11 protein-coding genes and 2 pseudogenes are annotated in these 15310 nt (G+C 46.4%); 9 read left to right on the top strand and 4 right to left on the bottom strand.

Features of this window, described 5'->3' with window-relative positions:
* The first annotated feature begins 136 nt into the window (after positions 1-136).
* The 3 genes from NZD81_RS10230 to wprA all read left to right on the top strand — a co-directional run bounded on the left by NZD81_RS10230 (position 137) and on the right by wprA (position 4366).
* A complete protein-coding gene (locus tag NZD81_RS10230) occupies positions 137-1042 on the top strand; it encodes a fumarylacetoacetate hydrolase family protein (RefSeq protein WP_147771725.1) in 906 nt (301 codons plus the stop codon).
* Between the two features lie 115 nt (positions 1043-1157).
* The gene (locus tag NZD81_RS10225) at positions 1158-1514 is read left to right on the top strand and encodes a YisL family protein (RefSeq protein ID WP_014663470.1); all 357 of its coding nucleotides are present in this window, start codon (positions 1158-1160) and stop codon (positions 1512-1514) included.
* 167 nt (positions 1515-1681) lie between these two features.
* Positions 1682-4366 carry a cell wall-associated protease WprA gene (gene wprA, locus NZD81_RS10220; RefSeq protein ID WP_147771726.1) on the top strand — a complete coding sequence of 895 codons (2685 nt, stop codon included), beginning with the start codon at positions 1682-1684 and terminating at the stop codon, positions 4364-4366.
* Between the two features lie 31 nt (positions 4367-4397).
* On the opposite strand, the gene NZD81_RS10215 is transcribed toward wprA, so the two are convergent.
* On the bottom strand, positions 4398-4979 hold the full coding sequence (locus NZD81_RS10215) for a DUF2777 domain-containing protein (protein ID WP_147771727.1): 582 nt from the start codon (positions 4977-4979) through the stop codon (positions 4398-4400).
* A gap of 145 nt (positions 4980-5124) precedes the next feature.
* On the opposite strand from NZD81_RS10215, the gene asnB reads away from it, so the two are divergent.
* Together asnB and NZD81_RS10205 are read left to right on the top strand one after the other, a co-directional pair.
* On the top strand, positions 5125-6969 hold the full coding sequence (gene asnB / locus NZD81_RS10210) for an asparagine synthase (glutamine-hydrolyzing) (RefSeq protein WP_282374157.1): 1845 nt from the start codon (positions 5125-5127) through the stop codon (positions 6967-6969).
* 81 nt (positions 6970-7050) lie between these two features.
* Positions 7051-7880, top strand: a pseudogene (locus NZD81_RS10205) (phytoene/squalene synthase family protein).
* 30 nt (positions 7881-7910) lie between these two features.
* Here the strand turns inward: NZD81_RS10205 and NZD81_RS10200 are convergent.
* Positions 7911-9278, bottom strand: a complete 1368-nt coding sequence (locus tag NZD81_RS10200) for an MATE family efflux transporter (protein WP_014663475.1) — start codon at positions 9276-9278, stop codon at positions 7911-7913.
* 123 nt (positions 9279-9401) lie between these two features.
* Between NZD81_RS10200 and NZD81_RS10195 the strand changes: the two genes are divergently transcribed.
* The 3 genes from NZD81_RS10195 to iolX all read left to right on the top strand — a co-directional run bounded on the left by NZD81_RS10195 (position 9402) and on the right by iolX (position 12516).
* Positions 9402-10265, top strand: coding sequence for an AraC family transcriptional regulator (locus tag NZD81_RS10195; protein WP_069149336.1), 864 nt, complete (start codon positions 9402-9404; stop codon positions 10263-10265).
* A gap of 17 nt (positions 10266-10282) precedes the next feature.
* A complete protein-coding gene (degA, locus tag NZD81_RS10190; protein ID WP_282374161.1) occupies positions 10283-11296 on the top strand; it encodes a transcriptional regulator DegA in 1014 nt (337 codons plus the stop codon).
* Positions 11297-11487: 191 nt separating this feature from the next.
* Complete coding sequence (gene iolX / locus NZD81_RS10185) at positions 11488-12516, top strand: scyllo-inositol 2-dehydrogenase (RefSeq protein ID WP_282374162.1); 1029 nt, start codon at positions 11488-11490, stop codon at positions 12514-12516.
* 49 nt (positions 12517-12565) lie between these two features.
* Here iolX and NZD81_RS10180 read toward each other — a convergent pair whose 3' ends face one another.
* Positions 12566-13075 carry a DinB family protein gene (locus NZD81_RS10180; protein WP_282374164.1) on the bottom strand — a complete coding sequence of 170 codons (510 nt, stop codon included), beginning with the start codon at positions 13073-13075 and terminating at the stop codon, positions 12566-12568.
* Positions 13076-13124: 49 nt separating this feature from the next.
* Positions 13125-13774 (bottom strand): annotated as a pseudogene (locus tag NZD81_RS10175) (LysE family transporter).
* Positions 13775-13853: 79 nt separating this feature from the next.
* Between NZD81_RS10175 and NZD81_RS10170 the strand changes: the two are divergent.
* Positions 13854-15308 carry an aminotransferase-like domain-containing protein gene (locus NZD81_RS10170; protein WP_282374337.1) on the top strand — a complete coding sequence of 485 codons (1455 nt, stop codon included), beginning with the start codon at positions 13854-13856 and terminating at the stop codon, positions 15306-15308.
* Positions 15309-15310 lie beyond the last annotated feature (2 nt).

Here is a 15310-nt window from a genome sequence, read left to right as displayed (position 1 = left end):
AAACGACATTTGTATGATATGTACAGCAAGCCCGTCCTGAAACGAAATGAAAACGAATATGAGAAAAAGGGATTTCAGCATTCGACAGAGAATACATGAAGGAGCATTCTGATTTAAAAGATGATGGAGGAATAACATGAAATTTGCGACAGGGGAACTTTACAACCGAATGTTTGTCGGCCTGATCATTGATGATGAGAAAATTATGGATTTGCAAAAGGCTGAAAAAAAACTGTTTGAACTTGAGACGATTCCGGGATCGCTGATTGAATGTATCGCAGAAGGGGATAAATTCGTTGCGCATGCAAGGCAGCTGGCCGAGTGGGCGAAGAAACCGAATGATGAGCTTGGATCATTTATGTATTCATTATCAGAGGTGAAGCTCCATGCACCCATTCCGAAGCCATCAAAAAATATCATCTGCATCGGCAAAAACTACCGGGATCACGCGATTGAAATGGGAAGTGAGGCTGATATTCCGGAGCATCCGATGGTATTTACTAAATCGCCGGTAACGGTTACGGGGCATGGAGATATCGTCAAGGGACATGAAGAGGTCACCTCCCAGCTTGATTATGAAGGAGAACTTGCTGTCGTGATCGGAAAAAGCGGAACCCGCATTTCAAAAGAAGACGCATATGACCATGTTTTCGGATATACGATTGTGAATGATATCACGGCGCGTGATCTGCAAAAAAGGCATAAGCAGTTTTTTATTGGAAAAAGCCTGGATACGACATGTCCGATGGGACCCGTGCTTGTACATAAATCATCGATTCAGGAGCCGGAGCGCCTCAAGGTTGAAACAAGAGTCAACGGTGAGCTGCGCCAATCCGGTTCAGCAAGCGATATGATTTTTTCTATTCCTGAATTAATTGAAACCCTCTCAAAGGGGATGACGCTTGAAGCGGGAGACATCATTGCCACCGGTACCCCGTCTGGTGTCGGCAAGGGGTTTACGCCCCCAAAATTTTTGCGGCCAGGCGACAAAATTGATATTACAATCGACCCGATCGGAACGCTGTCAAACCAAATCGGCTGAATAAAACTGGAGGGCGGACCTGGACCCGCCCGTTTTTTCTGACAATCTTCTTTGTGGCAGAGGACATGTTCATGGTACTATAAGTGGGGTAATTTATCTGATAGGGGGAACATATATGACACACCTACATATTACAACATGGGTAGTGGCGCTGATTCTGCTTTTCGTCAGCTACTCGCTGTATTCTTCAGGAAGTGCGAAGGGCGCAAAGATCACTCATATGATTCTGCGGTTATTCTATATCCTTATTATTTTGACAGGAGCTGAGCTGTTTGTCCGCTTTGCCAACTGGAACGGAGAATATGCCGGCAAAATGATTCTGGGCATTATCACCATCGGACTGATGGAAATGCTCCTCATCCGCAAGAAAAAAGAAAAATCAACAGGAGGCCTGTGGATCGGCTTTGTCATTGTTCTTGTGCTGACAGTGCTGCTTGGTCTGCATTTGCCAATCGGTTTTCAATTATTTTAATCGAAAATCCCGTGAACCCGGCTCTTTGATAGAGTTGGGTTTTTTTATAATTATCCCCTTATATACCAAATCATTTAAAATAACCTTAAAATTCCCTGTAAGCGGTATCTCGTCCTATGAAATTATGATACCTTCAAGGAGATTCATTATTTTGCAGGAGGGATATCATGAAACGTAGAAAATTCAGCTCGTTTGTGGCGGCAGTGCTTATTTTTGCACTGATTTTCAGCCTGTTTTCTCCGGGAACCAAAGCCGCAGCGGCCGGAGCGATTGATCAGGCGGCTGCTCTGGAAAACGGCAAAGAGCAGACAGGCGCCATGAAGGAGCCGGAACAGGTGAAATGGTACAAAGTGACTCCGGGAAAGACGGATATTCAGAAAAACTCACATATGGCACTGACCGTAAAGAGTGATTCAGTACTGAATGTATCTGTATATCCAAGTAAGGAAAAAGCGCTTAAAGATGAAACGTTTGAGATGTATCGATCTTTCACAGCGGAGGATGGAAAAAGCGAAATCATTTTTCCATACGCGTGGAGCGGCCCTTACTATGTAAAAGTTGAATACCTCGGAGAAGAAGAACCAGAGGACGGCGGAACAGCAAAAGCAGCTGCGGAAGCCAAGTATACGATTGGGTATAAAGGCACCAAAAAACAGCCATCAGATTTAGAAGAGGAAGAAGCTTGTCCGGTTGAAATGAGTGTCGATCAGAAGAAATCTGGAAAAGGCATTCTGGATAAGCTGAGAGCGATTCGGGATGAGCAGCTGAGCCAAACAGCAGAAGGCAAAGAACTGACAAGCCTTTATTACAAAGCAGCACCGTTTATCGTTGCAAAGCTCGCACTCAATAAAACAGCAAGAAATGAAATCTATCAGGACCTTGTGACATTAAAGCCGTTATTTGACGATGTGTCAGAAAACGGAACGTCATCTTCATATAAGGTCACTGAAAAGGATCAAAAAGCGATCAATCGGCTATATGACAAAGCTTTACAGTCGGTACCGTCTTTCCTTAAAGAGGAAATAAAGAATCAGGCGGATCGATTAAATATTAAGCAGCTGCAAGGCAAAACAGCAGGAACAATTTTAACTGAAAACAATATTGCAGCAAAAAGTGAAGTTCAGACAACAAAGGTTATTTTCAAGGTGAAGGATAATAAAAGCCTCTCATCCGTACATAACGAAATGAAGGGCTTTTCTGCAAGCGCGCAATCGAAAAAAGATATTTCTAATGTGAAAAAGGCAAAGAAACTGTTTGACAATCTATATTCATTTGAACTGCCAAAAGATGAGAAACAGAACGGCACATATACGGCAAGCGCCAAACGGGTCAAAAGCGCTGCCACGACATTATCCAAGATGTCTAACGTAGAATTTGCGGAACCTGTAAAGGAATACAAGAGCCTGGCAAACGATATTCAGTATCCTTACCAATGGCCGCTTAAAAACACTGGTGAAAACGGCGGTGTTAAAAACGCGGATGTAAAATACGAGCCTGCCAGCACATTGCTGTCCAAGCGCAAGCTTAACGATACACTCATTGCAGTAGTAGACACAGGCGTTGACAGCACGCTTGCCGATTTAAAAGGAAAAGTAAGAACCGATCTCGGACGCAATTTTGTCGGACGGAATAACAACGCAATGGATGATCAGGGGCATGGAACGCATGTCGCAGGCATTATCGCCGCCCAAAGCGATAACGGCTACTCAATGACTGGATTGAACGCCAAAGCGAAAATTATCCCTGTCAAAGTGCTTGATTCCACGGGCTCCGGAGATACTGAACAAATCGCACTCGGCATCAAATATGCTGCTGATAAAGGAGCAAAGGTAATTAATTTAAGTTTAGGCGGAGGCTACAGCCGCGTGCTTGAATTTGCTTTGAAATACGCAGCTGACAAAAATGTCTTGATTGCCGCAGCCAGCGGGAATGACGGAGCCAATTCTTTATCTTATCCTGCATCTTCTAAATATGTGATGTCAGTCGGCGCCACAAACCGCATGGATATGACCGCGGATTTTTCTAACTATGGAAAAGGCCTGGACATCTCTGCTCCAGGGTCTGATATCCCGAGCTTAGTGCCGAACGGAAATGTCACATATATGAGCGGAACATCCATGGCGACGCCATATGCTGCCGCTGCTGCGGGACTGCTGTTTGCTCAAAATCCTAAGCTGAAAAGAACAGAAGTAGAGGATATGTTGAAAAAGACTGCAGATGATATTTCCTTTGAAAGTGTCGATGGCGAAGAAGAAGAGTTATATGACGATTATGGCGATCCGATTGAAATTCCAAAGACACCTGGAGTAGACTGGCACTCAGGCTACGGGCGTCTGAATGTCATGAAGGCTGTCAGCGCAGCTGATTTACAGCTCAAGGTCAACAAGCTCGAAAGCACTCAAACAGCTGTCAGAGGAAACGCAAAGGAAGGCACGCTGATCGAGGTGATGAACGGCAAAAAGAAACTCGGCAGCGCCAAAGCCGGAAAAGACAATGCGTTCAAGGTTAATATCGCGACTCAAAAACAGGATCAAGTACTGTATGTGAAAGCAACAAAAGGCGATGCGAAAACATCGTATAAAGTTGTTGTCGTCAAAGGAAAACCTTCCGGCACACCGAAAGTAAACGCGGTCAAATCGAAGGATACGGCAGTAAAAGGGAAGGCGAACAGCAAAGCAATGATCAGAGTGAAAAACAAATCAAAGAAAGTCATTGCTTCTGCCAAGGCTGACGCAAAAGGAGCGTTTTCGGTGAAAATAAAAAAACAAAAAGCCGGAACGGTGCTGTACGTCACGGCTGCGGATACAGATAAAAAAGAAAGCAAGGAAGCAAAAGTTGTCGTAGAAAAGTAACCAAAAAGCGGTGCTCGATGCACCGCTTTTTTTATTTGCGCCCCCGTTGGACTGCTGAATACATGATGGATCGCTTTCCGTTTGAGGCCGTCCATTCAAACCGGTCTCCTGTCCCTTCGCTGCTGTAGTGATGCTGCATCGCGCATTGGGCGGCATCATTTGAAAAGTGATAAAAGGACACACCCTGCTCCTCCGAAGTATTTGAAAAGACTCCTTTATTATAAGAAAAGACGCAATCGAATACCGATAAGCCGAAGCTGTGCAAGTGCTGCAGAAATGCGAGAAAGGTTTCGTCGTCAAGCGAATCCAAAAGTGCCATAAGCGGCCGCTTGATTGATTTCTCATAGCGGATGCGTTCTCCACCGGAAAGGGAGATGTTTTCTTCACCGCATGCCAGAACCAATTGATCCTGAAAGCCGGCTTGCTCCCACTTTCCTTTATGATGGACCCAGATTTGCCTGTGTTGGAGAGTGTCCGCCAAAAGTATATCACCTTCTCCGTTTTCGATTAAACAGATGCCGTCTTCGATGAGGATGGTGCCGTATTCCCATTTTCGTTCTCCTGTATATATCAATTGTTTCCGTTTCATGCATGCTGTCTCCTTTTTCTTCATTCCTCTCTTTTCTTTCCAATTCAAGCCTGTCCCATACAACTCTTTTATGGACAAATCAACTATCTGCCTATAGATGCATAAACTTACTAAGGTGCTGAAAGAAACGAAATTGTTACGATAGAAACGGGATTGGAGCTGATATCACATGTGTGGAATTACGGGTTGGGTCGATTTTAAAAAGCAGCTCGTCCAGGAAAAACAAACGATGAACAGAATGACAGACACTCTTTCCAAACGAGGGCCTGATGATTCTAACGTTTGGGGAGAGCACCATGTTTTATTCGGACATAAAAGACTTGCTGTTGTTGATATTGAAGGCGGACGCCAGCCGATGGCGTGTACCTATAAAGGCGATACGTACACCATTATTTATAATGGCGAGCTGTATAACACGGAAGATTTGCGCAAAGAATTGCGGGCTCGGGGCCATCAATTCGAGCGCACATCAGATACCGAGGTGCTTCTTCACAGCTACATTGAATGGCAGGAAGACTGTGTCGACCATCTCAATGGCATATTCGCTTTTGCTGTGTGGGATGAAAAGCGCAATCTGCTGTTTGCCGCAAGAGACCGTCTCGGCGTAAAGCCGTTTTTTTACACGAAGGAAGGCTCTTCATTTCTCTTCGGGTCGGAAATCAAAGCGATCCTCGCACACCCTGATATAAAAGCGCGGGTGGACAGAACGGGACTTTCTGAAATTTTCGGGCTTGGACCGTCCAGAACCCCGGGCACTGGCGTATTTAAAGGCATAAAAGAAATCCGCCCGGCTCACGCGCTGACGTTTTCCAAAGACGGGCTTAAAATTTGGCGTTATTGGAATGTTGAAAGCGAAAGACATACGGACAGTTTTGATGACACGGTTGCCAATGTCAGATCATTGTTTCAAGACGCGGTGACGCGGCAGCTTGTGTCGGATGTGCCGGTTTGTACGTTCCTATCAGGCGGTCTGGACTCAAGCGCGATTACAGCGATTGCGGCGGGCCATTTTGAAAAGGAAGGAAAAGCACCGCTTCATACTTATTCGATTGATTACGAAGAGAACGATAAATTTTTTCAAGCAAGCGCTTTTCAGCCGAATGATGACGGACCATGGATTGAAAAAATGACAGACGCTTTCGGCACAACACGCCACAAATGTGTCATCAGCCAAAAGGATCTCGTTGATCACTTGGAGGAAGCTGTACTGGTCAAAGACTTGCCGGGAATGGCGGATGTCGACTCATCTCTGCTGTGGTTTTGCCGGGAAATCAAAAAGGACTTTGTCGTCAGCCTGTCGGGAGAGTGCGCGGATGAGATTTTCGGCGGGTATCCGTGGTTCCATATGGCTGATGTCGAGTCAGGCTTTCCATGGATGAGGTCGACAGAGGAGCGGATCAAGCTGCTTTCTGACTCATGGCAGAAAAAATTGAATCTGAAAGAATACGTAAATGCCAAATACGAAGAAACCTTGGCGGAAACGCCATTATTAGATGGAGAAACGGGTGTGGATAAAGCAAGAAGGCAGCTGTTCTATTTAAATATGCTTTGGTTTATGACGAACCTTTTGGATCGGAAGGATCGCATGAGCATGGGGGCGAGCCTGGAAGTGCGGGTGCCGTTCGCCGATCACCGGCTTGTGGAATATGTTTGGAATATCCCATGGGAAATGAAAATGCATGACAACCGGGAAAAAGGCATTTTGCGCAAAGCACTTGAGGGCATTTTGCCTGATGACATTTTGTATCGCAAAAAAAGCCCGTATCCGAAAACACACCACCCCGAATATACAAAAGGCGTCAGCGAATGGCTGAAAACGATCAGAAGCCAAAAGGACTCCGTGCTCCATACCTTGCTGGACAGAAAACAATTAGATCAGCTTTTAGAAACGGAAGGTTCCTCCTTCAAGGTTCCGTGGTTCGGGCAGCTCATGAAGGGGCCTCAGCTGATCGCCCACCTTGCCCAAATTCATACATGGTTTGAAGCGTATCGCATTGATATTGATGAAGGATAAAGAAAAAGCCGATTCTGCTAAAAGGAATCGGCTTTTTCTTCATATACAATTGCGAGAAAACATAATAGACTTGAAGAAGCAGTGATACATAGGAGTGAAAAGAAATGAAAGAGATAAAAGAAGCCTATCTTGAATGCGGCCAGATTGTCAGCGCCCGCGAACCAGCCTGCTACAAAGCATTTTCGTTTCTTCCACTGAAGCAAAGGCAGGCAGCTTGGGCGGTTGTGGCGTTTTGCCATACGGCAGCCAATGCGGATGGGAAGGCGTTATCTGCCATTGAAGCTGAGGCGGAAGATGTTTTTTCCGGGACGTATAACGGGAATCACTTTTTGTTGAAGGCTTTTGGTCATGCGTACCAAACCTTTACTCTGGACAGTGAGCCATTCCGTGAGTTTATGGCCGCACAGAAAGCGGAAGATAAACCGTTCGAAAATCTTGATGAACTGCTCATGCACGCATACCAGACGGGCGGCGCAGCCGGATTGATGCTGCTCCCGATCATGACGCGCCGGCATCGGGAACAGCTGACACATGCAGCCGGTTCACTCGGGTTAGCGATTCAGCTGATTCGGATTCTGAGAGATATCGGCACTGGCCAACAGCAAAAAAACCGCATCCCCCGGCAGGTGATGCAGCAATTTGGATATACAGAGGACGACCTTCAAAATGGCGTCGTGAATAAGGCGTTTACTATGACATGGGAGTATATCGCTTTTGAAGCGGAAGCCTATCTTGAAGAGTGTCAGGATGCCTTGCCGTTATTTCCGCAGTATTCACAAAAAACGATGAAAGCCGCTCTTCATTTGTACCGGGCTGTTTTAGAAAAAATCCGGGCGGAGCAGTATGATGTATTTCAACATCAATACGCCCTCACAGAGAATGAAGTGAAGCGGATTCTGACTGACATATAAAAAAACACCCGGTCATGATTGAGCCGGGTGTTACGCCATACCTTTTTGAATCCAGATGCGGGAGCGCCATCTTCTGTACATTAAGATTCCGCGAACCCATTCGTCCGCAATAAAGGAAATCCAAACGCCGGCAAGACCGAAACCGAGATGGATGCCGAATAGATAAGCAAGCGGGAGACCGATGCCCCACATTGAAATCATTGCCATGTAAACCGGGAATTTCGCATCCCCCGCTGCACGCAGGGAGTTAATGATAATGACATTAAACGAGCGGCCTGGTTCAAGGATAATCGTCATGGCAATCAAAAGGCTCGCAGTCGCAATAATGTCAGGGCTTTGTGTAAAGATGCCAATCAGGTCTTTTGAAAAGATCGTCATTAAAACTGAGGTAGCCGCAGCAATTCCGAGTGCCCAATATAAGCTCTTCATGCAGCGCTCATAAGCGGCATCAAATTGTTTGCCGCCGATATAACGGCCGATTAAAATTTGCGTACCCTGGCTGATGGCAGTGCCGAACAGCAAAATAAACATCGTAATATTTTGCGTATACACTTTTGTTGTCAACGCCTGCGCGCCCATGATCGCGATAAAATACGTGACAATCATTTGCGACAGGTTGTATGACAGCTGCTCTCCCGCAGAAGGGATGCCGATTTTCAGCAGCTTGCGCAAATGCTCTTTATGCATATGAAATACTTTTTTCAGCGACATCTTCAGCTGAATGCGTTTGTTGACTATCACAATCATCGCGATTAATCCGATGACGCGGGCGATAGATGTAGACAGCGCCACACCGGCAACGCCGAGAACAGGAAAGCCGAACAAACCGAAAATCACCACAAAGTTTCCGGCAATGTTTAAAATGTTCATGCCGATAGTGACAAACATTGTATCTTTTGTGTAGCCGTAGCTTTTTAAGACCGCGCTGAATGTCATAATTAAAGCCTGAATAAAGGACAGACCTCCGACAACTTGTAAAAAGACTTTCGCATCAGGCATCAGCTCGTTTGATAATCCCATCATATGAAGCAGAGGGACCGCCGCGAAAAAAATGATGGCACTGATCGCAAGGCTGATGAAGAAGTTGGCGCCGATTGACACATAAGCGACTTCCATGGCTTCTTTCTTTTGCCGCGAGCCTAAAAATTGTGAAATCACAACGGTCGTTCCTGTGGCGATAAAGCTGAACATCACGATAATTAAATTCAAAATCTGGTTGCTGACGCCGACTGCTGCCACGCTGTTATCCGAGTATTGGCTGAGCATCAGTGTATCGGCATTACCCATAAACATATATAATGAGACCTCAATAAAGATCGGCCAAGTAAGCGAAAATAATGAGAACGTTTTGTCAGCGGGTTTTTTCAAAGCAGTTGATTTGAAGACAGCTTGTTTCATCGTGTCTAACCCCTTTCGTAAATAAAATCAACGTTTTAAAGTGTACCTCCATTTCCTTATAATAAAAAGGGAGAGAAACGATACTTCTTGTAAAAATCCGACTTAAAAAGGAGGATGATTCAAATGCCTCGCATCCTGTTTACAGTCCCGCCTTTTCCGGTATTTATCGCAGCCGGAGAAGGGGTTTTTAAAAAGGGAGAAACCCATGTGAAACGTGTATTCTCCGTGTTTGATCTGATATATGTCAAAGACGGAACGTTATATATTACGGAAAATGAGAAATCATTCTCCATTGAAGGCGGCGAGTACATTCTGCTTTCTCCCGGTCTCGAACACTATGGAACGAAGGGCAGTGATGAAGCAACCTCCTACTATTGGCTTCACTTCGATGAACACCGTTATGAATTTACAGCTAAGGGAGGCAGCAATTGGTCTGAGCTTCAGCAGGAAAAAGGGAGCTTCGAAGAGCCGGCCCGCTACGGATTGGCTTTGCCGAGAAAAGGCAAGGTGCAGCGCCCGCAGTTTATGGCGCAGCAGTTTGAAAGACTGATTGATTACTCCGCGGAAAACTCCGATTTGCCGCTTAGAAAGCAAATCTTATTTGAGGAGCTGATGCTGCATCTGCAAAAAGAAGCGTTCCAAATACCGTCTGCGAAAGAGCGGGTAGCCTGGGAGGCGGCCCGGTATTTACAGGAGCATTATAAGGAAAAGACGACAATCAAGGATCTGTCACTCGCCCTTCACTATCATCAGGATTATGTGAGCCGCTGCATGCAGCAGGTGCTCGGCGTAACGCCGGCACAATACACGAACCGGGTGAGAATGACAGAAGCGAAGCGTCTTTTATCCTCTACAAATGATAAAATGGGCGTTATTGCAGAAACGGTTGGAATGGAAGATCCGACATACTTTTCAAAACTGTTTAAGCAGATAGAAGGGATTTCACCAATTGAATACCGGAAAATTGTCAGCCGTAAAGTTCAATAACCAAACGAGGGATGAACATGAAAACAACAATCTACGATGTGGCAAGGGCGGCGGGTGTCTCGATTACAACTGTGTCGCGTGTGATTAACCATACGGGGAGAATCAGCGACAAAACGCGGCAGAAGGTCATGAATGTCATGAATGAAATGGCATACACGCCCAATGTCCACGCCGCGGCGTTAACGGGAAAACGAACGAATATGATCGCTCTCGTAGCGCCTGATATTTCAAATCCGTTTTACGGCGAACTTGCCAAAAGCATTGAAGAAAGAGCGGATGAGCTTGGTTTTCAAATGATGATTTGCAGCACCGATTACGATCCGAAAAAAGAAACGAAATATTTTTCTGTGCTGAAGCAGAAAAAGGTGGACGGCATTATTTTTGCGACAGGGATTGAAAACCATGACAGTATGTCTGCTCTGGAGGAAATCGCCAGTGAACAGATTCCGCTTGCCATGATTTCTCAGGATAAACCGCTGCTTCCGATGGATATTGTCGTCATGGATGATGTTCGCGGCGGGTACGAGGCTGCCAAGCATCTTCTGTCACTCGGCCACACGAACATCGCCTGTATTGTCGGAGACGGGTCAACGACAGGTGAAAAAAATAGAATCAAAGGCTTCCGCCAGGCGATGGAGGAAGCGGGCGTGCCCATTGATGAGTCACTGATCATCCCGACACGATTTTCCTTGGAAAGCGGCAAGGAAGAAGCGGGTAAATTGCTCGACAGAAACGCTCCGACGGCTATTTTTGCCTTCAATGACGTATTGGCCTGCGCCGCCATACAAGCTGCAAGAATAAGAGGCATAAAAGTGCCGGACGACCTTTCTATCATTGGTTTTGATAACACGATACTCGCAGAAATGGCGGCTCCGCCCCTGACGACCGTAGCCCAGCCGATAAAAGATATGGGGCGAAGCGTCATTGAACTGCTGGCAGAAGCAATAGAGGGAAAACGAAAGACGAAACATAAAATAGTGCTCCCGCCTGAACTTGTAATCAGACATTCTACATCACCGCCTAACACATAAGCCCGCTAATGAGCGGGTTTTTTGATTTAAAAAACATATTGCGTGTCAACAAAAGGCAGTGTAAAATGAAACCATCTTTTGAGAAAGCGCTTGCGCAAAAATGAAAGCGGAGTTGCCGCTGTTTTTTTAGCTGTTAAGAGAAAGCGCTTTCTTCAAGCGATCCTGAAATGAGACAAAGGAGAGGATGGGGAGTGGAACATCAAGTAAGATGCGCAGTATTGGGATTAGGAAGGCTCGGTTATTATCATGCGAAAAATCTCGTTACCAGTGTACCGGGGGCAAAGCTGGTCTGTGTCAGTGATCCGTTGAAAGGGAGAGCGGAGCAGGTTGCCAGAGAACTCGGTATCGAAAAATGGTCAGAGGACCCGTATGAAGTGTTGGAAGATATTGATATTGATGCTGTCATTATCGTAACGCCGACAAGCACACATGGTGATATGATCATCAAAGCTGCCGAGAACGGCAAACAGATCTTTGTTGAAAAACCGCTGACATTAAGCCTTGAGGAATCAAGAGCAGTTTCTGAAAAAGTGAAAGAGACAGGTGTCATCTGCCAAGTCGGCTTTATGAGACGGTTCGATCCAGCATACTCAGATGCCAAACGGCGGATCGACGCTGGAGAAATCGGCAAACCTATCTATTATAAAGGCTTTACGCGCGACCAAGGCGCGCCTCCCGCAGAATTTATCAAACACAGCGGTGGGATTTTTATTGACTGTTCCATCCATGACTATGATATTGCCCGTTATTTGCTAGGGGCGGAAATCACTTCTGTTTCAGGACACGGCAGGATTCTGAACAATCCGTTTATGGAGCAGTATGGCGATGTGGATCAGGCGCTGACGTATATTGAATTTGACTCCGGCGCAGCGGGGGATGTCGAGGCAAGCAGAACCTCTCCATACGGACATGACATCCGGGCGGAGATTATCGGGACAGAGGGCAGTATTTTCATAGGAACATTGAGAAATCAACATGTGACCATCCTATCGGCTAAAGGGAGCAGTTATGATATCATTCCAGACTTTCAAACTCGTTTTCATGAAGCCTACTGCTTGGAGCTTCAGCATTTCGCCGAGTGTGTCCGGAATGGAAAAACACCGATTGTGACTGATATCGATGCGACGATCAATTTAGAAGTGGGTATCGCCGCAACCAATTCCTTTCGGAGCGGCATGCTGGTCCAGCTAGATGTGAAGCGTGCTTATACAGGTATGTAAAAGCTAATATGTTGCATTTGAGGCTTTCCGCAAAAAAAGCAAGGACATTTTAGCCCTTGCTTTCTCTTTTCTCATATAAATAGTACATATAATCAGTAGGTATGCCTGAATGGCCCAGCTGTCTCAGCATGGCGGTTACGTTCCCTCTGTGGTAAGTGCCGTGATTGACGACATGCAGGATGGTGTCTGCATAGGTTGATTCCAGTGTACCTAGTTTCGGATGCTGCATTGTGAAGGTCTGTTCTAAGTCCGTCTGGCGGCTGAAGAAATCATGATACTGTGACTCCAGCTCGGCAGCGTGCTGTTTAATCGCTGCCATATTACCTTGCGCGGACTCTAATTTGCCTGCGCTGTCTATAATCTCTTGGTAGGCCACTCCCGAAATAACATTCAGCCAAATGTAGTCAGCTCTGCACATATGAAGCAGCACGTCGCTGACAGAAGGAAATACGCTCTTTACTTCTTGATAGGCAGTTTCCTCCGGCAGGTTTTCGATATGGGTAAATATTTTCTTGTTTGCCCAAGAATGATAGTCATAAAACTGTTTTGCAACAGTCATCAGCATGCCCCCTTTTCTAAGATATTCGTTTTTTTCATCTGTTTCTCCTTCAATTGCAAAAGAGTGACACCCCAAAATATCCTGCCGCTGCCCACATGACCGCTGCAGAGCATTTGTTTACGATCACCATTAGCCTGCCGCTCGTATCCATTGTTTGAAACAGCCTGCCTGCTATTGCAAGACTGCTAAACCAAATCCAAGATACAGCGATACAGGCGGCCATAAAGAGCCATTTCTCAAGCCCCGAATATTGAAGAGAACTCGTGCCGATGACACCGATCGTGTCCAGAATGGCATGCGGGTTTAAAAGTGAAGCAGCGGCCGCAAACACGGCTTGCTTTTTTGCTGTAAATGTATGTTTTTCATCTTGGCTTGTTTTTGGACGGCTGTTCCAAGTTACCCAGCCCATATAAAGCAAAAATAAAAATCCGCCGGCCATCATTACTGCCTTAAACATGGGCAGCTGCTGCACAATGACAGATACGCCCGCAACAGCTAATACAATGAGCAGGGTGTCGCAGACTGAAGCACTGATGACGGCGGGGAGTGCTCGCCAAACTTGCTTTTGCCACGCGCCTTGCTGAAAAATAAATACATTCTGCACTCCCAGCGGCAAAATTAAGCCAAACGCGAGCACAATTCCGTGAATGATTGCATTCATGCTGATAAAAGCTCCCTTCACATCTTTTTTTCAATCATAAAAGAGATGTTTACCAAAGTCTCCAGCCATTTGGTTGGGATTAGACCCAGCCAAATGTATAATGTGAAAAAAGGGGGCATGACCTTGTCGCAATGGAAGCCAAGCCGAAAGTTAGATGTTCCGCTGCATCGGCAGATCGAACAATATATGAAAGACAAGATTCTTCACGGAGAGTGGGCTGTAGGGACGAAAATCCCTGCGCAGAGAACGCTGGCCGACATGTTTCAAGTCAACCGCAGCACAGTCACAGCAGCTATAGATGAACTCACGTCTCAAGGCTTGTTAGAGGGAAGAAGAGGCGGCGGTACGAAGGTTGTAAACAGTACTTGGAGCGTGCTGGCGGCTGAGCCTCCGCTTGATTGGAGCGATTACGTCCGTTCGGGCATTCATCGCCCTAACTCTTCCATCATTCAGGCTATTAATCAGAACGAACCAAGAACGGATATCATCAGATTAGGCACAGGAGAGCTTTCACCGGATCTGCTGCCTGCTGATACAATGCGCCGGATGTTTCAGAAGATCAATCCGCAGGCTCTGTCTTTAGGATACGAGCAGCCGAAAGGAAACCGTCAGCTGAGGGAAGCGGTGGCGGACCATTTAAAAGGAAAGAAGATCCGTGTGTCACCGTCTGCAATTTTAATTGTGTCCGGCGCACTTCAGGCACTTCAGCTCATCTCAATTGGACTTTTAAAACGAGACTCTGTCATTTTGACGGAGAAGCCGTCCTACCTTCAATCTTTGCATGTGTTTCAATCAGCGGGGATGCGGCTTCGCGGCTTGCCGATGGATAAAGAAGGGATCAAGGCGGGGCTTGTTTCTTCTTATCGAAAACAATATGGAGGACAGCTGCTTTACACGATTCCATCGTTTCAAAATCCGACTGGCACAGTCATGTCAGAGCAGCGGAGGAAAGAGATCATCAGCCTGTCAAAAAAAGAGCAGCTGCCCATCATTGAGGATGATGCGTACGGTGATTTATGGTTCGAAGAAAAACCGCCGGAGCCGTTGAAAGCAATGGATCACGAGGGCCATATTCTGTACTTGGGCACGTTTTCAAAAACGGTTAGTCCCGGTCTGCGAATCGGCTGGATTGCCGGTCCGGAACCGGTTATTGAAAGGCTGTCGGACATTAAAATGCAGACAGACTACGGTTCAAGCGGACTGTCCCAGTGGGCGGCTGCCGAGTGGCTGTCGCAGGGGTATTATGAAGAGCATCTGACTTGGGTGCGAAGGGTGCTTAAACAAAGGAGAGACGCCGCCGTTCATTTTCTCGAGCGATATGCGGGGGACATTGCCTCGTGGCGGATTCCTGCCGGCGGCTTTTATATTTGGGTGACATTTCATAAAAACCTGCCTGTCAGCCGTTTCTTTTATGAACTGCTGAAACGGCAAGTGCTTGTGAATCCCGGTTCCATTTATGACGGCGAAGACCGAAACAGCATCAGGCTGTCATATTCCTATGCATCTCTTGGGGATTTGGAAACTGGCATTAAGGCGGCAGCCGAAACAGCCCGCCGCCTGATGATGTCCTAAGC

The organism is Bacillus sp. B.PNR1 (assembly GCF_030386235.1).
Classification (GTDB): Bacteria; Bacillota; Bacilli; order Bacillales; family Bacillaceae; genus Bacillus; species Bacillus stercoris.
The sequence above is the reverse complement of the archived record's forward strand: the minus strand, read 5'-3'. Positions and strand labels throughout refer to the sequence as shown.